17 protein-coding genes are annotated in these 19320 nt (G+C 70.4%); 10 read left to right on the top strand and 7 right to left on the bottom strand.

Annotated features, from left to right (window positions below):
* Positions 1–4 precede the first annotated feature (4 nt).
* The 6 genes from GQR16_RS03680 to GQR16_RS03655 all read left to right on the top strand — a co-directional run bounded on the left by GQR16_RS03680 (position 5) and on the right by GQR16_RS03655 (position 6844).
* Positions 5–955 (top strand): ABC transporter permease, encoded by a 951-nt coding sequence (locus GQR16_RS03680; protein ID WP_157413810.1) that lies wholly within the window; start codon positions 5–7, stop codon positions 953–955.
* Entirely contained in the window at positions 952–1806 is an 855-nt protein-coding gene (locus GQR16_RS03675; RefSeq protein WP_157413809.1) for an ABC transporter permease, read from the top strand. Before GQR16_RS03680 ends, GQR16_RS03675 begins: the two co-directional genes overlap by 4 nt.
* Positions 1803–3509 (top strand): dipeptide ABC transporter ATP-binding protein, encoded by a 1707-nt coding sequence (locus GQR16_RS03670; protein WP_157413808.1) that lies wholly within the window; start codon positions 1803–1805, stop codon positions 3507–3509. Before GQR16_RS03675 ends, GQR16_RS03670 begins: the two co-directional genes overlap by 4 nt.
* Positions 3510–3576: 67 nt before the next feature.
* Positions 3577–6159, top strand: coding sequence for a valine--tRNA ligase (gene valS, locus GQR16_RS03665; RefSeq protein WP_157413807.1), 2583 nt, complete (start codon positions 3577–3579; stop codon positions 6157–6159).
* 8 nt (positions 6160–6167) lie between these two features.
* Positions 6168–6614 (top strand): GNAT family N-acetyltransferase, encoded by a 447-nt coding sequence (locus GQR16_RS03660; RefSeq protein ID WP_157413806.1) that lies wholly within the window; start codon positions 6168–6170, stop codon positions 6612–6614.
* The gene (locus tag GQR16_RS03655; RefSeq protein ID WP_157413805.1) at positions 6614–6844 is read left to right on the top strand and encodes a hypothetical protein; all 231 of its coding nucleotides are present in this window, start codon (positions 6614–6616) and stop codon (positions 6842–6844) included. Before GQR16_RS03660 ends, GQR16_RS03655 begins: the two co-directional genes overlap by 1 nt.
* A 95-nt stretch (positions 6845–6939) precedes the next feature.
* Here the strand turns inward: GQR16_RS03655 and GQR16_RS03650 are convergent, their stop codons facing one another.
* Entirely contained in the window at positions 6940–7773 is an 834-nt protein-coding gene (locus tag GQR16_RS03650; protein ID WP_157413804.1) for a methyltransferase domain-containing protein, read from the bottom strand.
* A 30-nt stretch (positions 7774–7803) separates the two neighbouring features.
* Between GQR16_RS03650 and GQR16_RS03645 the strand changes: the two genes are divergently transcribed.
* A complete protein-coding gene (locus GQR16_RS03645; RefSeq protein WP_157413803.1) occupies positions 7804–9843 on the top strand; it encodes a M3 family metallopeptidase in 2040 nt (679 codons plus the stop codon).
* Between the two features lie 78 nt (positions 9844–9921).
* Here GQR16_RS03645 and GQR16_RS03640 read toward each other — a convergent pair whose 3' ends face one another.
* Genes GQR16_RS03640 through sufB form a run of 5 tightly spaced genes read right to left on the bottom strand, consistent with a single transcriptional unit; the run spans position 9922 to position 14035 of the window.
* Positions 9922–10251, bottom strand: coding sequence for a metal-sulfur cluster assembly factor (locus GQR16_RS03640; RefSeq protein WP_067876244.1), 330 nt, complete (start codon positions 10249–10251; stop codon positions 9922–9924).
* A gap of 20 nt (positions 10252–10271) precedes the next feature.
* Complete coding sequence (sufC, locus tag GQR16_RS03635) at positions 10272–11039, bottom strand: Fe-S cluster assembly ATPase SufC (RefSeq protein ID WP_157413802.1); 768 nt, start codon at positions 11037–11039, stop codon at positions 10272–10274.
* A 50-nt stretch (positions 11040–11089) separates the two neighbouring features.
* Complete coding sequence (locus GQR16_RS03630; RefSeq protein ID WP_157413801.1) at positions 11090–11416, bottom strand: non-heme iron oxygenase ferredoxin subunit; 327 nt, start codon at positions 11414–11416, stop codon at positions 11090–11092.
* Position 11417: 1 nt separating this feature from the next.
* Positions 11418–12602, bottom strand: a complete 1185-nt coding sequence (gene sufD, locus GQR16_RS03625) for a Fe-S cluster assembly protein SufD (RefSeq protein WP_157413800.1) — start codon at positions 12600–12602, stop codon at positions 11418–11420.
* A 14-nt stretch (positions 12603–12616) separates the two neighbouring features.
* Entirely contained in the window at positions 12617–14035 is a 1419-nt protein-coding gene (gene sufB / locus GQR16_RS03620; protein WP_157413799.1) for a Fe-S cluster assembly protein SufB, read from the bottom strand.
* A gap of 250 nt (positions 14036–14285) precedes the next feature.
* On the opposite strand from sufB, the gene GQR16_RS03615 reads away from it, so the two are divergent.
* Both GQR16_RS03615 and GQR16_RS03610 read left to right on the top strand, forming a co-directional pair.
* A complete protein-coding gene (locus tag GQR16_RS03615) occupies positions 14286–15224 on the top strand; it encodes a COX15/CtaA family protein (protein ID WP_157413798.1) in 939 nt (312 codons plus the stop codon).
* Positions 15224–15826 carry a gamma carbonic anhydrase family protein gene (locus GQR16_RS03610; protein WP_157413797.1) on the top strand — a complete coding sequence of 201 codons (603 nt, stop codon included), beginning with the start codon at positions 15224–15226 and terminating at the stop codon, positions 15824–15826. The genes GQR16_RS03615 and GQR16_RS03610 overlap by 1 nt, the downstream gene beginning before the upstream one ends.
* Positions 15827–15968: 142 nt before the next feature.
* Here the strand turns inward: GQR16_RS03610 and GQR16_RS03605 are convergent, their stop codons facing one another.
* Positions 15969–16889 (bottom strand): heme o synthase, encoded by a 921-nt coding sequence (locus GQR16_RS03605; protein WP_157413796.1) that lies wholly within the window; start codon positions 16887–16889, stop codon positions 15969–15971.
* A gap of 331 nt (positions 16890–17220) precedes the next feature.
* On the opposite strand from GQR16_RS03605, the gene tkt reads away from it, so the two are divergent.
* The gene (gene tkt, locus GQR16_RS03600; protein ID WP_157413795.1) at positions 17221–19314 is read left to right on the top strand and encodes a transketolase; all 2094 of its coding nucleotides are present in this window, start codon (positions 17221–17223) and stop codon (positions 19312–19314) included.
* The last annotated feature ends 6 nt before the right edge of the window (positions 19315–19320 follow it).

Here is a 19320-nt window from a genome sequence, read left to right as displayed (position 1 = left end):
TCGGATGCCACGAAGCCGAACGCTCCGGCGGGTCGCCCTGCGACTCGCCGGAGCGGTGTTCGTGCTCTGGGCGGTCGCGACCCTGACCTTCTTCGCCGTGCATCTCGTGCCGGGCGATCCCGCGCAGGCGATCCTCGGCGGCCCCGGCTCCCAGGCATCGCAGGAGGCGCTCGATCAGGTGCGCGCCGACTACGGGCTCGACCGGCCTCTCGCGGTGCAGTACCTCGCGATGCTCGGCCGCCTCGCCTCGGGCGACCTCGGCGACTCCTACGCGCTGAAGACGCCCGTCGCCGATCTGATCGCCGGGCAGCTCCTCGGCACCCTGACGCTCGCACTGCTGGCGCTCGTCGTCGCCTGGGTGCTCGCGATCGGCCTCGCCCTCTGGTCGACCTCGGCCGGGCGCATCGGGCGCGCGATCGCCGCTGGCATCGAGCTGACGGCGGCCGCACTCCCCCACTTCTGGCTGGCGACGGTGCTCATCGCGGTGTTCTCGACCTCCCTCGGCTGGCTGCCTCCGGTCGCCAACGACCAGCCGTCGGGGCTCGTGCTGCCGGTGCTCACGCTCGCGGTGCCGCTCGCGGGGTTCCTCGCCCAGCTCATGCGCGAGCAGATGCTCGACGCGCTCGAGCAGCCGTTCACGACCTCGGCGCTCGCACGAGGCGAGACCGCGGCCGGCATCCGGCTGCGGCACGCCCTGCGTCATGCGGCGCTGCCCGCCGTGAACCTCTCGGGCTGGGCGATCGGCTATCTCATCTCGGGCGCCGTGGTCGTCGAGACGATCTTCGCGAGGCCCGGACTCGGTCGAACCCTGCTGCGCGCGACCGAGCTGCGCGACGTACCCGTGGTGATCGGCGTCGTGCTCGTCGTCGCGCTCGTCTACGTGGCCATGACCGTGCTGACCGACCTCGTCTCGCGCGCGATCGACCCGCGCATCGCCCTCGAGGAGCGTGCATGAGCGACCTCGAGCTCTCCAACCGCGCCGTCCGGGGCCGTGCGCTCCCCCGACCGCCTCGTGCCGGAACGGTTGCGGCACTCGCCTTCGTCGCGTTCCTCGCGGTCGCGACCGTCGCACCCTGGCTGCTGCAGACCGCCGACCCGCTCGCGATCGCACCGCGCGAGGCGTTCGAGCCGCCGTCGGCGGCGCACTGGTTCGGCACCGACGAATCGGGACGCGACGTCTACAGCCGCGTGATCGAGGGCACCGCGACGTCGCTGCTCATCGGCGTCAGCGCGACCGCGATCGGCCTCGCGCTCGGCCTGCTGCTCGGCGGGCTCGCCGGTCTCGGCGGACGCGTGCTCGACTTCGTCGTCGGCCGCGTCAACGAGGTGCTGTTCGCGTTCCCGGGCATCCTGCTCGCACTGCTCATCATCGTGCTCTGGGGGCCGGGCCCGGTGACCGCGACGATTGCGGTCGGGCTCTCGACGGCCCCGGGGTATGCGCGCATCATCCGCGGCGAGCTCGTGACCGTGCGCTCCTCGGGGTACGTCGAGGCGGCGCGCGTGCTCGGCCACGGGCGCGCACGCGTGCTCGCGCGCCACATCCTGCCCAACGCGCTCGCCCCCATGGTCGTGCTCGCCACGCTCGGCATCGGGCAGGCGGTCGTGTGGGCCTCGGCGCTCAGCTACCTCGGCCTCGGCGCGCAGCCGCCCGCTCCCGAATGGGGCGCCATGCTCTCGGCGGGGCGCACGTACATCACCACGGCCTGGTGGCTCACGGTCTTCCCCGGCCTCATGATCGTGCTGACGACCATCACGACGACCGTGCTCGGCCGTGCCCTCGCCGCCCGCGACGGGGCCCGCCGATGAGCGCCCCCGTGCTCGAGGTCCGCGGACTCTCGGTGGCGTTCGGCGGCGACGGCCGCCGCCGAGGCGCGCGCGACGCGGTCGAGGTCGTGCGCGGCGTCGATCTCACCGTCGAGGCCGGCACCTGCGTCGCGATCGTCGGCGAGTCGGGGTCGGGCAAGTCCGTCACGGCCCGAGCCCTGTTGGGGCTCGCCGGCTCTGGCGCCCTCGTGCGGGCCGATCGCCTCACGGTGGCGTGGGCCGACCGCCGCGACGCGAGCGAACGCGAGTGGCGCCGCACGCGCGGGGTCGGCGCCGGGCTCGTGCTGCAGGACGCGCTCGTCTCGCTCGACCCGCTGCGCACCATCGGCCGCGAGATCGGCGATCCGCTCCGCATCCACCGGCGGATGTCGCACGCCGCCGCCCGCGCCAGGGCGATCGAGCTGCTCGAGCTCGTCGGCATGCCGCATCCCACGATCACCGTCGACCGGCGCTCGGGCGAGCTCTCGGGCGGCATGCGACAGCGGGCCCTGATCGCCTCGGCCCTCGCCCTCGACCCGCCGCTGCTCATCGCCGACGAGCCGACGACCGCGCTCGACGTCGGCGTGCAGGCCCGCGTGCTGGGGCTGCTCGACGAGGCGCGCGCACGGGGCGCCGGCGTGCTGCTCATCAGCCACGACCTCGCCGTGGTCTCGCGCATCGCCGACACCGTGATCGTGCTCGACCGGGGCGCCGTGGTCGAGACCGGGCCGACGGCCGAGATCCTCGGCGCACCGCGGCATCCGGTGACCCGCGCGCTCATCGAGGCCGTGCCGACCGAGGTGCCGCGCGGGGTGGGCCTCACGACCCGCGACCGGCCGGTCCGATCGGCTCAGCCGGTCGTGGAAGCGGCGCGAACCGCATCGGCCGCCTCCACGACCGGGCGGACGCCGCCGCCGCCGCCCGCCCCGGCGCTCGAGGGCATCGGACTCTCGAAGTCGTTCCGCGTCGGGGCCGGCACGACCCATGCGGTGCAGGACGTCTCGTTCCGCGTCGAGCGCGGCCGCACGCTCGGACTGGTCGGCGAGTCCGGGTCTGGGAAGACCACGATCGCGCGCCTCGCGCTCGCGCTCGCCGCACCCGACGCGGGCGAGGTGCGCCTGGCGGGCGAGCCGTGGTCGCCCCTGCCGGAGCGGGATCGACGGACCCGCCGCTCCCGCATCGGCGCCGTCTACCAGGATGCGTTCGGCTCCTTCGATCCACGGTGGAGCGTCGGGCGCATCCTCCGCGACGCGCTCGTCGCCGCTCGACGCGATCCGTCGGACGCCGCGGTCACGGCCCTGCTCGACCAGGTGCACGTGCCGACGGACGCCGCGGCGCGGCATCCGCTCGCCCTCTCGGGAGGGCAGCGCCAGCGGATCGCCATCGCCCGCGCCCTGGCCGGATCCCCCGACGTGCTCGTGTGCGACGAACCGGTCTCGGCGCTCGACGCGACCGTGCAGGCGCGCGTGCTCGATCTCCTCGACGAGCTGCAGCGCGATCACGGCCTCGCGATGCTCTTCATCTCGCACGACCTCGGCGTGATCCGCCACATGAGCGACACCGTCGCGGTCATGCGGAGCGGCCGCATCGTCGAGCACGGCGACGCGGAGCGGGTGTTCACCGCGCCCGAGCACGAGGTCACCGCCGCCCTCATCCGGGACTCGCCGCGGCTCGCGCGCGGCGATGGGTCAGCCGGGTTCCGCTAGGCTTGAGCGTCGCACATTCAGGCACCTCACCATTGACTCGGTGCCGCCGATATCGAACCGGAGCATCATGACCGACACGTCGCGCATCCCCGACAAGCCCGCCCTCGAAGGGCTCGAGACGGTCTGGGCCGACGCGTGGGAGCGCGACGGGGTCTACGACTTCCCCCGCGCCGAGGCCACCCGCGAGACGATCTACTCGATCGACACGCCCCCGCCCACGGCATCCGGTTCGCTGCACATCGGCCACGTGTTCTCGTACACGCACACCGACGTCATGGCGCGATTCCAGCGCATGCGCGGCCGCCACGTGTTCTACCCGATGGGCTGGGACGACAACGGCCTGCCCACCGAGCGGCGCGTGCAGAACTACTACGGCGTGCGCTGCGACCCGACGCTGCCCTACGAGGCCGACTTCGTTCCCCCCTTCGAGGGAGGCGACGGCAAGTCGACCAAGGCGGCCGATCAGAAGCCCATCAGCCGTCGCAACTTCATCGAGCTGTGCGAGCGGCTCACCGTCGAAGACGAGAAGCAGTTCGAGGCGCTCTGGCGCTCGCTCGGCCTCTCGGTCGACTGGAAGCAGAGCTACCGAACCATCGCCGACGAGGCGATCTTCACCTCGCAGCTCGCGTTCGTGCGCAACGTCGAGCGCGGCGAGGCCTACCAGGCGCTCGCACCCACCCTGTGGGACGTCACGTTCCGCACGGCCGTCGCCCAGGCGGAGCTCGAAGACCGCGAGCAGCCCGGCCACTACCACCGCGTCTCGTTCCACCGCCCCGACGGCGGCACGATCGAGATCGAGACGAGCCGCCCCGAGCTCATCGCCGCGTGCGTCGCCCTCGTCGCCCACCCCGACGACGAGCGCTACCAGCCCCTCTTCGGCACGACCGTCACGAGCCCCGTGTTCGGCGTCGAGGTGCCCGTGCTCGCGCACCACCTCGCCCAGAAGGACAAGGGCACCGGCATCGCGATGATCTGCACCTTCGGCGACGTCACCGACGTCGTCTGGTGGCGCGAGCTCGACCTGCCGAACCGCGCGATCATCGGCTTCGACGGCCGCGTGATCGCCGACGCCCCCGAGGCCATCACGACCGAGGCCGGCCGTGCCGCCTTCGCCGAGATCGCGGGCAAGACGGCGTTCTCGGCCAAGCAGGCCGTCGTCGACCTGCTGCGCGCCTCGGGCGACCTGCTCGGCGAGCCCAAGGCCATCACCCACCCCGTGAAGTTCTTCGAGAAGGGCGACCGCCCGCTCGAGATCGTTTCGACGCGCCAGTGGTACATCAGCAACGGCGCCCGCGACGCCGGTCTCAAGGAGCGCCTGCTCGAGCACGGCCGCGGCATCGACTGGCACCCCGACTTCATGCGCGTTCGCTACGAGAACTGGGTCGGCGGCCTCTCGGGCGACTGGCTCGTGTCGCGCCAGCGCTTCTTCGGCGTGCCGATCCCCGTCTGGTACCCCCTCGACGAGGCGGGTGACCCGAAGTTCGACGAGCCGATCGTCGCCACGCGCGACATCCTGCCCGTCGACCCCTCGTCGGCACCCGCACCCGGCTTCGACGAGGCCCAGCGCGGCGCGCCCGGCGGTTTCATCGGCGAGCACGACGTCATGGACACGTGGGCGACCTCCTCGCTGACCCCGCAGCTCGCGGGCGGCTGGGAGCGCGACCCCGAGCTCTTCGACCTCGTCTACCCGTACTCGCTGCGCCCGCAGGGCCAGGACATCATCCGCACGTGGCTCTTCAGCTCGACGCTGCGCGCCGAGCTCGAGCACGGCACGGCGCCGTGGACGAACGCGGCCATCTCCGGCTTCATCGTCGACCCCGACCGCAAGAAGATGTCGAAGTCGAAGGGCAACGTCGTCACCCCGGCGGGCCTCCTCGAGCAGCACGGCTCCGACGCCGTGCGCTACTGGGCGGCGTCCTCGCGGCTCGGCACCGATGCGTCGTTCGACCCGCAGAACCCGACGCAGGTCAAGATCGGCCGGCGTCTCGCCATCAAGGTGCTGAACGCGGCCAAGTTCATCCTCGGCTTCGAGGGCGCGGCAGACGCCGCCGTCACCGAGCCCGTCGACCGCAGCATGCTCGCCGAGCTCGCCGAGGTCGTCGCGAAGGCCACGAAGTCGCTCGAGGCCTACGACCACGCTCGTGCGCTCGAACTGTCCGAGACCTTCTTCTGGACCTTCTGCGACGACTACCTCGAGCTCGTCAAGGAACGCGCCTACGGTGAGCCGAGCGCCGAGCAGGCCTCCGCCGTCGCGGCGCTGAAGACCGCACTCGCGGTGCTGCTGCGCCTGTTCGCCCCGGTCATCCCGTTCGCGACCGAAGAGGTCTGGAGCTGGTCCAACGAGGGCTCCGTGCACCACGCCGCCTGGCCGACGCTCGACGAGCTCGCCGCCCGCGGCGAGGCCGGCACCGAACTGCTCACCGTGTCGAGCCTCGCGCTCACCGGCATCCGTCGCGCGAAGACCGCGGCCAAGGCGTCCCAGAAGACGCCCGTCACCCGTGCGGTCATCGCCGCACCCGCCGCGACCGTGGCCCTGCTCACGGCCGTCGCATCGGACCTGCGTGCGGTGGGGCGCATCGCAGAGCTCTCGTTCGTCGAAGCCGACGACTTCGAGGTCCGCGACATCGAACTCGAGAATCCCGAGGCTTAGGGGGGCCCATGACACACGAGATCCGACTTTCCACCGAAGAGGACTTCTTCGGCTGGCTGCCGCTGTTCGAGGCGTACTGCCGGTTCTACGAGACCGAGCTCGACGACGCCAAGGCACTCATCGTCTGGAACTGGATCCGCGACGAGCACGATCCGCTCCAGGCCGCGCTCGCGGTCGACGAGGAGGGCAGGCCCGTCGGTCTCGCGCACTTCCGCGTGGTTCCCGACAGCCTGTCGGCCACGAAGGGCATGTACCTCGACGACCTGTACGTCGCCGACGAGGCACGCGGGGCGGGTCTCGGTCGTGCACTGATCGAGTTCGTGCACGCCCGCTCGGCCGAGGTCGGCTCGGCCGGAGTGTCGTGGATCACCGCAGCCGACAACGAGTACGCGCAGCGCATCTACGACGAGGTCGCGACCCGAACGAGCTGGGTCACCTACGAGATGCACGCCTGATGCAGCTCGGAACGCGATGGGCGCTCGGCGCGCAGCCGCCGGCCTCGGTGCCCGCGACCCTGCGCGAGCAGATCGCCGCGGTCGAGGCGGGGCGAGCGGATGCCGCGGGCCACTGGACGTTGACCTGGCTCGAGGGGCGTCCGATCGCCGAGCTCGACGACGGCACCCGGGTCACGCTCGCGGGCGTGATCGAGCCGCACGCCGACGAGGCCGACACCGACGAGTGGTGAACTGATCGGCGGGGTGTCGACACCCCGCCGATCATCCGCCGACGGTCAGGCCTGCGAGCCTGACCGCGGACGCACCCGCGTGCGCAGTCGAGCGCTCAGCCGCGCGCGATGATCTCGCCGTGCGGCATGAGCATCCAGCCATCGGGGTCCGCGGCCCAGCGGAGCCATCCCTCGGAGATCCGGCGAAGCTCGTCGGGATTCGAATGACCCGACTCGATGGCGTGCGCCGCGAAACTCGATTCGGTCGCGCGCAGCGCCCACGATTCGCCCCACCACTCGCGCTCCGCGTCGGAGGCGAAGACCCACACCGACCCGGATGCCGTGACGTCGGCGAACCCGGCGGCGCGCACCCACGCCTTGAGATGACGCCCGGCGTCGGCTTCGCCGCCGTTCCATGCGTGGACGTCCCGGTAGAGCGCCAACCATCGCGTGAGCGCATCGGTCGACGGCGAGGTGAGCACGCCCCCGTAGTCGACGTCGCGCACGGCGAGCACGCCGCTCGGCCGCAGCACCCGGCGGAATTCCTTCAACGCATCGATCGGGTGTTTCAGATGCTGGAGCACCTGGTGCGTGTGCACGACATCGAAGGAGTCGTCGTCGAACTCGAGCGCGTAAGCATCGCCCACCCGGAATTCGACGTTGTCGACGCCCGAGCTGGCGGCGAGCCCGTTCGCCTGCGCCACGATGTCGGCTGAGGCGTCGACGCCGATGACCCGGCCGGGCCTCACCCGACGGGCGAGGTCGATCGAGATGGTGCCGGGCCCGCTGCCGACGTCGAGCACGGCGAGCCCTTCGCGAAGGTGCGGCACGAGGTAGGCCGCCGAGTTCTCCACCGTGCGCCAGGTGTGCGAGCGCAGCACGCTCTCGTGATGGCCGTGCGTGTAGACGTCTCTGGGTCGGCCCGCCTCGTGCGGAGTGGTGGCGTTCATCCTTCGACTCTAGGCCGATAGGGTCGGCGGATGGATGACGAGACGAACCCGCTGATCGAGCCGAGCCCCCTCCCCTACGGCCTGCCGCTGTTCGCCCTCATCCGACCCGATCACTACGCCGAGGCGCTCGAGCGGGCCATGGCCGCGCAGCGGGCCGCCGTCGAGGCGATCACGGCCGATCCGGCGGAGCCCACGTTCGAGAACACGATGCTGCCCCTCGAACGGTCGGGCCTCGAGCTCGATCGGGTGCTGGCCGTGTTCGAGAACGCGAGCTCGGCCGACACGAACGATGAGATCGAGGCGCTCGACGCCCGGTTCGCTCCCCTGCTCGCGGCGCATCGTGATGCGATCCGTCTCGATCAGCGGCTGTTCGAACGCATCCGACGGGTCTTCGATGAGCGCGACGGGCTCGACCTCGCACCCGACGAGCGGTACCTCGTCGAACGATCGCATCACGAGGCCGTGCTCGCGGGTGCCGCGCTCGGCGATGCGAGCCGCGCCCGGCTCGCCGAGCTCAACGAACAGCTCTCGATGCTCACGACCGCGTTCCAGCAGCACCTGCTCGCCGACACGAACGACCTCGCCCTGCACCTGCACGACGAGGCCCTCATCGACGGCCTCGACGCCGGTGCCGCGTCGGCCGCACGCGAGGCGGCCGCGGCGCGCGGACTCGACGGATGGCTCCTGACGCTCGTGCTGCCGACCGGCCAGCCGGCGCTCGCGTCGCTCACCGACGACGCGACCCGCGACGCCCTGCTCGCGGCCTCGCGTGCCCGCGGCATCCGAGGAGGCCCGCACGACACCCGGCAGACCCTGCTCGAGATCGTGCGTCTGCGCGCCGAGCGCGCCGGCCTGCTCGGGTTCGACTCGCACGCCGCCGCCGTGACCGCCGGTCAGACGGCGGGCAGCCCCGAGGCGGTCGCGTCGCTCCTCACCGAGCTCACGGCTCCCGCGATGCGCAACGTCGAGCGGGAACACGACGAGCTCGCCGAGCTGGCTGCGAGCATCGGGGCTCGTGAGGTCGCGGCATCCGATTGGGCACTGCTCGCCGAGCAGGTGTCGGCCGAGCGGGACGCGCTCGACCCGGCCGAGGTGCGCCGCTACCTCGAGTTCGAACGCGTGCTGGTCGACGGGGTGTTCCATGCGGCCGCACTGCTGTACGGGCTGTCGTTCGCGGCCCGCCCCGACCTCGTCGGATACCACCCCGACACGCGCGTCTACGAGGTCCTCGAGGAGGACGGCACGCCGGTCGGGCTGTACCTGCTCGACGCGTACACGCGCGACTCCAAGCGCGGGGGCGCGTGGATGAGTTCGCTCGTCGAGCAGTCCGACCTCACGGGTCTGCTGCCGGTCGTCGTGAACAACCTCAACATCCCGAAGCCCGCCGAGGGCGAGCCGACCCTGCTGACGTTCGACGAGGCCGAGACGCTCTTCCACGAATTCGGGCACGCGCTGCACGGCCTGCTCGCCCGGACCCGGTATCCCTCGCAGTCCGGCACCCGGGTGTTCCGCGACTTCGTCGAGCTGCCCAGCCAGGTGAACGAGCTGTGGCTGATCCGCCCCGAGATCCTCGCGAACTTCGCCGTCCACCACGAGACCGGCGAGCGGATGCCGCAGCAGCTCGCCGAGCGGTTGCGGGCCAACGCCGGCATCGAGTCCGGCTACTCGACCGCCGAGTACCTCGCGGCGGCCGTGCTCGACCAGGCATGGCACCGGGTGCCGACCGGATCCGAGGTCGACGACGTCGCCGCGTTCGAGGCGAGGGCCCTCGAAGACGCCGGGCTCGCGCATCCGCTCGTGCCGCCTCGATATGCGAGCACGTACTTCGCGCACGTCTTCGCCGGCGGGTACGACGCGGGGTACTACTCGTACATCTGGAGCGAGGTTCCTGGTGCCGACATCATGGCGTGGTTCGAGGCGAACGGCGGCGCGACGAGGGCGAACGGGGAGCGGTTCCGCCGCGAGATCCTGGCTCCCGGCGGATCCCGCGACCCGCGGGAGTCGATCCGCGCGCTGCTCGGTCGCGACGCGTCGATCGAGCCGCTCCTGTCGCGCCGCGGGCTCGGCTGACGGCACCGCCCGCTGAGACGGCGGATGCCCCGTGCAGACGTTGCTGCACGGGGCATCCGTGGTTCGTGGCGGAACGCCTCAGATGGCGAAGCCGAGCGCGCGCATCATGTCGCGACCGTCGTCGGTGATGCGCTCGGGGCCCCACGGCGGCATCCAGACCCAGTTGATGCGGAAGGCCTCGACGACCCCGTCGAGCGCCTCGGCGGTCTGCTCCTCGAGCACGTCGGTGAGGGGGCATCCGGCGCTCGTGAGCGTCATGTGGATGATGAGGGCGTTGTTCTCGTCATCCCAACCGAGGTCGTAGATGAGCCCGAGGTCGACGACGTTGACGCCGAGCTCGGGGTCGACGACGTCCTTCAGCGCCTCTTGAACCTCGTCGTAGCGCTCAGGTGCGAGTGAGGTGGCCATGATCGGGAGTCTACCCGCGCCTACTCGGCCGCCGACTCGGCGACCTGGTAGCGGTCGTAGCCCTCTTCTTCGAGACGGTCGGCCAGCTCGGGGCCGCCCTGCTCGGCGATGCGTCCGGCGACGAACACGTGCACGAAGTCGGGCTTGATGTAGCGGAGGATGCGCGTGTAGTGCGTGATCAGCAGCACACCGAGACCGGTGTTGGCCTTCGCGCGGTTGACGCCCTCGGAGACGATCTTCAGCGCGTCGACGTCGAGGCCGGAGTCGGTCTCGTCGAGCACCGCGAACTTCGGCTTCAGCAGCTCGAGCTGGAGGATCTCGTTGCGCTTCTTCTCGCCGCCCGAGAAGCCCTCGTTGACGTTGCGCTCGGCGAACGCCGAGTCCATCTTGAGGTTCTTCATCGACTCGCGGACGTCCTTGACCCACGTGCGCACCGACGGCGCCTCGCCGTCGATCGCGGTCTTCGCGGTGCGGAGGAAGTTCGTGACGGTGACGCCGGGGATCTCGACCGGGTACTGCATCGCGAGGAACAGGCCGACGCGCGCACGCTCGTCGACGCTCATCTCGAGCACGTTCTCGCCGTCGAGGAGGATCTCGCCCTCGACGACGTTGTACTTGGGGTGGCCGGCGATCGTGTAGGCCAGGGTCGACTTGCCGGAGCCGTTGGGGCCCATGATGGCGTGGATCTCGCCCTCGTTGATGACGAGGTCGACGCCGCGGAGGATCTCGCGGGTTCCCTGGTCGGTCTCGACGTTGACGTGCAGATTCTTGATCTCGAGCACGGACATGGTGATGGGGTTTCTCTTTCGTTGATCGGCCGCGCGGGCCGGAAACTGATTCAGACGGCCAGGGTGACCGCGGGGTCGATGTGCACGTCGCCGTCGGTGATCTGCACCTGGTAGACGGGCACGGGTTCGTAGGCGGGGAGCGTGAGCGGCTTGCCGGTCTTCAGGGAGAACTTCGACCCGTGCGCCCAGCACTCGAGCGTGTCGTCCTCGACGAACCCCTCGGAGAGCGAGATGTCGCCGTGGGTGCAGACGTCGCCGATGGCGAACACGTCGCCGGCGGAGTCCTTGACGACCGCGATGGGCACGCCCTCGAGCACGAAGCGCGACGCCTCGTTCTCGGCGAGGTCGGCCACCGAGCAGACTCGAACGGATGTCACGTCAGCGCCCTTCCAGCTCTGCCTCGAGCGCCTCGAGGAGGCGCGCTTCGAGGTCGGCCGAGCCGATCTTCTGGACGATCTCGGTGAGGAAGCCGCGCACGACGAGTCGGCGCGCCTCGGCCTCGGTGATGCCGCGGGCCATCAGGTAGAACAGCTGCTCGTCGTCGAAGCGCCCGGTGGCACTCGCGTGGCCGGCCCCTTCGATGTCGCCCGTCTCGATCTCGAGGTTCGGCACCGAGTCGGCGCGCGTTCCGTCGGTGAGCACGAGGTTGCGGTTCTGCTCGTAGCTGTCGGTGCCGGGCGCGGTCTGGGCGATGAGCACGTCGCCGACCCAGACGCTGCGTGCGCCGGCGCCCTGCAGCGCACCCTTGTAGGTGACGCGGCTGCGCGTGTGCGGCGCGTCGTGGTGCACGAACACCTGCTGCTCGAGATGCTGCCCGGCGTCGGCGAAGTAGAGGCCGAGGGCCTCGATGTCGGCGCCCTGCTCGGCGAGGTGCGTCGACGGGTTGACGCGCACGACCTTGCCGCCGAGCGAGACGACGATGTGCTTGAGGAACGCGTCACGGCCGATGCGGGCGAAGTGGCTGCCGAGGTGCACCGCGTCGTCGCCCCACTCCTGCAGCGAGACGACCGTGAGGGACGCGCCTTCGCCGACGACGATCTCGACGTTCTCGGAGAGGCGGGCCTCGCCTTCGCCGGCGAGCACGACGAGGCCGCGGCTGTTCGGCGCGATCTCGATGACGGTGTGGGCTGCGCGGGGCGCATCGCCGAGGCCGGTGCGGGTGATCACCGCGACCTTCTCGTCGTCGCCGGTCACGCGCACGAGCAGGGCCTCGTCGAACGAGCTCCAGGCGTTGGCCGATGCACGCTCCTCGGGGATGCCGGCGCGGCCGATGCGCTCGTCGCTGCGCGGGATCCAGGAGAGCTCGACGCCCTCGACGGGCTCGGTGGCGAGCGTGAGGCGGCTGCCGTCGAGCTCGCCGCCCGTGAGGTCGGCGAAGGCGGCGACGGGCGAGAGCTTCCACTCGTGCTCGCGGCCGTGCACGGGGGCGAAGTCCTCGACGTTCACCGAGCGGAAGCGCTCGGAGCGCGTCTGCACGGGCACGAAGGCGCCGTCGGAGTGCGCGACGAGGCCGTGCTGTCCTTCGGTGGCCGAATGCGATGATCCCGGTGCGGTGCTGGTCATCTGGGCGGTCACTACTAGCCCACCGATCCTTCCATGCCCATTTCGATGAGCTTGTTGAGTTCCATCGCGTATTCCATGGGGAGTTCGCGGGCGATCGGCTCGATGAAGCCGCGCACGATCATCGACATGGCCTCGGTCTCGTCGATGCCGCGGCTCATCAGGTAGAAGAGCTGCTCTTCGCTGACCTTCGAGACCGTGGCCTCGTGGCCGAGCTTCACGTCGTCGACGCGGATGTCGATCGCCGGGTACGTGTCGGACCGCGAGATCGTGTCGACGAGCAGCGCGTCGCAGACGACGCTGTTCGCCGAGTGGTGCGCGTTCGCGTCGATGCGGACCTCGCCGCGGTAGCCGGCCCGGCCGCCGCCGCGCGCGATCGACTTCGAGACGATCGACGACTGCGTGTACGGCGCCATGTGGATCATCTTCGCGCCGGCGTCCTGGTGCTGGCCGGGGCCTGCGAAGGCGACCGAGAGGGTCTCGCCCTTGGCGTGCTCGCCCATGAGGAAGATCGAGGGGTACTTCATGGTGACCTTCGAGCCGATGTTGCCGTCGACCCACTCCATGGTGGCGCCCTCGGCCGCGGTGGCCCGCTTGGTGACGAGGTTGTAGACGTTGTTCGACCAGTTCTGGATCGTCGTGTAGCGAACGCGCGCGTTCTTCTTCACGATGATCTCGACGACGGCCGAGTGCAGCGAGTCCGACTTGTAGATCGGCGCGGTGCAGCCCTCGATGTAGTGCACGTAGCTGCCCTCGTCGGCGATGATCAGCGTGCGCTCGAACTGGCCCATGTTCTCGGTGTTGATACGGAAGTAGGCCTGCAGCGGGATCTCGACGTGCACCCCCGGCGGCACGTAGACGAACGAGCCGCCCGACCACACGGCCGTGTTCAGCGCGGCGAACTTGTTGTCGCCGGCCGGGATCACGGTGCCGAAGTACTCCTCGAAGAACTCGGGGTGCTCCTTGAGCGCGGTGTCGGTGTCCATGAAGATGACGCCCTGGCGCTCGAGCTCTTCGTTGATCTGGTGGTAGACCACCTCGGACTCGTACTGCGCGGCGACGCCGGCGACGAGGCGCTGGCGCTCCGCCTCGGGGATGCCGAGCTTCTCGTACGTGTTCTTGATGTCGTCGGGCAGGTCTTCCCAGGTCTGGGCCTGCTTCTCGGTCGAGCGCACGAAGTACTTGATGTTGTCGAAGTCGATCTCGGAGAGATCGGCGCCCCACGTGGGCATTGGCTTGCGCTCGAAGAGCTGCAGGGCGCGCTGGCGGCGCTGCAGCATCCATTCGGGCTCGCTCTTCAGCGCGGAGATGTCGGCGACGACCTCCGGCGAGATGCCGCGTCGGGCGGATGCCCCGGCGGCGTCGGAGTCGGCCCAGCCGAACTCGTAGGTGCCGAGCCCTTCCAGTTCGGGGCGATCGATCAGTACGTCCGTCATGCTCTCCCTCTTCTCCTCCCGTGCAACCGGCTATCAGGCCGGCCCATCGCCTCTCGTGAGTCGAGGCGCTCGTGGAGATGGTGATGATGTGCGGGTGGCGTCAATGCAAACCTAAGATGGTCGGGTACCGCATCGCGCGTTCTCGCGCGCCTCGCGGGATTCCCCAACCACCCAAGTCTATAGGGTCGCGCCGCGCACTGGTCCGTACTCCCAGTGCCGTCACAGGCCGACCCGGAGCAGGACTCCCAGCGTGAACCGCTTCACCGCGTGGCTCCCCCAGCACGTCGACCGCCGCATCCGCATCTTCGCGTGGCTCTCGTTCATCGCGCAGACGACGATCATCGCCACCGGCGGTGCCGTGCGCCTGACCGGTTCGGGCCTCGGCTGCCCGACCTGGCCGACGTGCACGCCAGGGTCCCTGGTGCCGACCGAGGAGCTCACGTACCACTCGCTCATCGAGTTCGGCAACCGGCTCATGACCGGCGTGGTGGGCATCGTCGCGCTGATCCTGTTCGTGCTCGTGTGGCGCATCCGCGCCGAGCGCCGTGACCTCTTCACGCTCTCGTTCATCGTGGGCGCCGGCATCGTCGCGCAGGCCATCGTGGGCGGCATCACGGTGTGGACCGGTCTCAACCCGTTCATCGTCGGGTTCCACTACGTGACCTCGCTCGCCCTGGTCTGCGTGGCGGCGGCCTTCCTCGTGCGAATGGATGCCGCGCCCGGCCCCCGCGAACGCGCCGTTCCCGGCTGGTACCTCGGTCTCACGCACGTCACGAGCGCCGTGCTCGCGATCTCGATCGTCTTCGGCATCCTCACCACCGGCGCCGGCCCCCACTCCGGCGACGCCGAGGCCGGGCGCAACGGCTTCAACGCCGAGGTGCTCGAGCACATCCACGCGTGGCCGGGCTACGCGATGTTCGCCCTGACGATCGCCCTCGTGATCGGCGCCGCGATGCTGAAGCTGCCGACGCTCCGCTGGACGCTCGTGCTGCTCGGCGTCGAGCTCGTGCAGATCGCCGTCGGCCTCTACCAGGCGCGCAACGGCCTCCCGCCGCTCGCCGTCGGCGTGCACATGGTGCTCGCCGCGCTCCTGGCGGCCACGATGACCGTCGTGATCCTGCACCTCAAGCGCCCGGTGACGACGGATGCCGCAGCAGCCGCCTCCCCGGTCGAGGCGGCTGTGCGCTGATGCTCGTCCGCCACCGTGGCCGCGAGCCGTTCATCTCGCCCGACGCCACGGTGGCGCCCGGCGCCGTGATCTCGGGCGACGTCGTCGTCGAGGCCGGGGCCCGCATCCTGCACGGCGCCGTGCTCACCGCCGAGGACGGCGAGGTGCGCATCGGCGCCGAGACCGTCGTGCTCGAGCATGCCGTGATCCGCGGCCGTGCGGGGCATCCGGCGATCGTCGGGTCGCGCGTCATGATCGGCCCGCACGCCCACGTCAACGGCGCGACGATCGGCGACGAGGCGTTCATCGCGACCGGAGCCGCGGTGTTCCCCGGCGCGGTCGTCGGCACGGGCGCCGAGGTGCGCGTGAACGCCGTCGTGCAGGTGAACACCACGCTCGAACCGGGCGTCGTCGTGCCCATCGGCTGGGTCGCCGTCGGCACCCCGGCGCAGCTGTTCAGCCCGGAGCGGCACGACGAGATCTGGGCCGTGCAGCGCACGCTCGACTTCCCGGGCACGGTCTACGGCGTCTCACGCGAAGACGGCAGCGCCGAGATCCTGCGACGGCAGTCGGCGTTCTATGCCGCCCATGACGACGACGTCATCATCGGCGACGCGGGCTGAGGCGGTCGCCGGCCCGGTGCGGTCGACGCGACATCCGCCCTCCGCGACATCCGCCCGGCCTGAGGACGGATGCGTCTGCTGCCCGGAGGAGCGGGCTCGAACGGCCGACTCGCTCGAACGGCCGACTCGCTCGAACGGCCGGCTAGAAGGGCAGCAGCGGGTCGATGCCGACCGCGAGGAAGACGAGCGTCAGGTAGGCGATCGAGCCGTGGAAGACGCGCATCGGTGAGACCTGCACGTGGCGGATCGCCAGGTTGTACAGGCGGTGCGTCTCGTAGATGAACCACACGCCCGTGACGAGCGCGACGGTCGAGTAGAGCAGGCCCATGCCCGCGACCGGGATGAGCAGCAGCGAGCACGCGACCGTGGCCCACGCGTAGAGGATGACCTGGAGGCCGACCTGTGCGCGCCCGCGCACGACGGCGAGCATCGGAACGCCGGCGGCGGCGTAGTCGTCCTTGTACTTCATCGAGAGCGGCCAGTAGTGCGGCGGCGTCCAGAGGAAGATGATGAGGAACAGGATGAACGGCGGCCAGCTCAGGTCGCCCGTGACCGCGGCCCAGCCGATGAGCACGGGCATGCAGCCGGCGATGCCGCCCCAGACGATGTTCTGCGCGGTGCGGCGCTTGAGGATGAGGCTGTAGAAGACGACGTACAGCAGGATCGCGCCGAGCGAGAGCGCCGCGGCGACCCAGTTCGTGAACACGCCGAGCCAGACGATCGACGCGATGCCGAGTCCGTAGGCGAAGATCAGGGCTTCGCGGTCGGTCAGCTCGCCGGTGACCAGCGGGCGACCCTGCGTGCGCTTCATGACGCGGTCGATGTCGCGGTCGATGTAGCAGTTGAACGCGCCCGCCGACCCGGCGCTCATGGCGCCGCCGATGAGGGTCGCGACCATGAGCCAGAGGCTCGGCAACCCGTTCTGGGCGAGGATCATCGTGGGCGCCGTGACCACGAGCAGGAGCTCGATCACGCGCGGTTTCGTGAGGGCCAGGTACGCCGAGAGCTTGCGCTTCAGGGTCGGCTCCGCCGTCGCTTGCCGCGTCTCAACTGCTGCCTGCATCGCTCCTCTTCCGCGCGGGCGCGACGAACACATCGCGGCCCACACGGCATTCTATGTCATGCGGCGTCATCGGCATCGTCGGCGCGGCCCCGGCACTTCGGCCGGTCGGCCCGGCCTCACATGGCGAGGATCGGGCCGTGAACCCACTGTCACGTCCGCGAAACTGAGCCTTTCCATATACTTTGAGCATGCGGGCCTTCCCGCGTTGTTCACGACCCACACACTCCAGCAGGGTGTGGTCGTGCGCGCAGGTTGGCAACGTCGCCGCAGCGATTTCCCTGGCCCACCGAGAAACTCGGGGCCGCTCACCATCGGAAGGAACACTCCACTCGTGACTCACCTGAACTGGGAGACCATCGACGATCGCGCTGTCGACACCGCACGGATCCTGGCGGCCGACGCCGTCGAGAAGGTCGGAAACGGCCACCCCGGCACGGCCATGAGCCTCGCCCCCGCCGCATACCTGCTCTTCCAGAAGGTCATGCGCCGCGACCCCGCCGACCACCAGTGGCTCGGCCGCGACCGCTTCATCCTCTCGGCGGGCCACAGCTCGCTGACCCAGTACGTGCAGCTGTTCCTGGCCGGCGACGGCCTCGAGCTCGACGACCTGAAGTCGCTGCGCACGTGGGGCTCCAAGACGCCCGGACACCCCGAGTACGGTCACACCGACGGCGTCGAGATCACCACGGGTCCCCTCGGCCAGGGCCTCGCCTCGGCTGTCGGCTTCGCGTACGCCTCGCGCTTCGAGCGCGGCCTGTTCGACCCCGAGGCTCCTGCCGGCACGAGCCCGTTCGACCACAACATCTACGTGATCGCCGGCGACGGCGACCTGCAGGAGGGCATCACGAGCGAGGCGTCCTCGCTCGCAGGCCACCAGCAGCTCGGCAACCTCGTCGTGATCTACGACTCCAACCAGATCTCCATCGAAGACGACACGAACATCGCCTTCACCGAGAACGTCGCCGAGCGCTACGAGGCCTACGGATGGCACGTGCAGACCGTCGACTGGAAGAAGACCGGCCAGTACGTCGAAGACGTCGCCGAGCTGAACGCCGCCATCGAGGCCGCCAAGGGCGAGACCTCGAAGCCGTCGATCATCATCCTGAAGACGATCATCGGCTGGCCGTCGCCCGGCAAGCAGAACTCCGGCAAGATCCACGGCTCCGCCCTCGGCGCCTCCGAGCTCGCCGCCACGAAGGAGGTGCTCGGCTTCGACCCCGAGCAGACCTTCGTCGTCGCCGAAGACGTCATCTCGCACACCCGCGGCGCGCTCGAGCGCGGCGCGGCGGCCAAGGCCGAGTGGCAGGTGTCCTTCGACGCCTGGGCCGCGGCGAACCCCGAGCGCAAGCAGCTCCTCGACCGCCTCGAGGCCGGCGAACTGCCCGAGGGCATCGCCGACGCGCTTCCCGCGTTCGAGGGCGGCACCGAGGTGTCGACCCGCGCCGCGAGCGGCAAGGTCATCAACGCGCTCGCCGCGCAGCTGCCCGAGTTCTGGGGCGGCTCCGCCGACCTCGCCGAGTCCAACCTCACGACCATCAACGGGGCGGCCTCGTTCATCCCGGCCGAGTGGTCGACGCACGAGTTCTCGGGCAACCCCTACGGTCGCGTGCTGCACTTCGGCATCCGCGAGCACGCCATGGGCGCGATCGTCAACGGCATCGTCCTGCACGGCAAGACGCGTCCCTTCGGCGGCACGTTCCTCATCTTCAGCGACTACATGCGCCCCGCGGTGCGTCTGGCCGCGCTGATGAAGGTGCCCTCGATCTTCGTCTGGACGCACGACTCCGTCGCGCTCGGCGAAGACGGCCCGACGCACCAGCCGATCGAGCAGATCGCGACGCTCCGGGCGATCCCCGGCTTCTCGCTCGTCCGCCCGGCCGACGCCAACGAGACGGCCGCCGCGTGGCTCGAGATCCTCAAGCGCCGCGACGCACCCGTCGGCATCGCGCTCACCCGTCAGAACATCCCCGTGTTCGCACGTGGCGAGGGCGAGGCATCCGGTGACGTGTTCGCGTCGACCGCAGGCGTCGCGAAGGGCGCCTACGTGCTCGCCGAGGCCGCATCGGGCACGCCCGACGTGATCCTCATCGCCACGGGCTCCGAGGTGCAGCTGGCCGTCGCGGCCCGCGAGCAGCTCGCCGCAGAGGGCATCCAGGCGCGCGTCGTCTCGGCGCCGAGCCTCGACTGGTTCGCGGAGCAGGACGCCGAGTACTGCGAGTCCGTGCTTCCGGCCGCCGTCACCGCCCGCGTCTCGGTCGAGGCCGGGGTCGCGCTCAGCTGGAGCAAGATCGTCGGCGACCGCGGTCGTTCCGTCTCGATCGAGCACTTCGGCGCCTCCGCCGACTACAAGACCCTGTTCCGCGAGTTCGGCATCACGACCGAAGCCGTCGTCGCCGCAGCCAAGGAATCGCTCGCGTCGGCCTGACGCGCG

The sequence above is a fragment of the Agromyces allii genome, assembly GCF_009749385.1.
Classification (GTDB): domain Bacteria; phylum Actinomycetota; class Actinomycetes; order Actinomycetales; family Microbacteriaceae; genus Agromyces; species Agromyces allii.
This window is presented reverse-complemented; position numbering and strand designations above follow the sequence as displayed.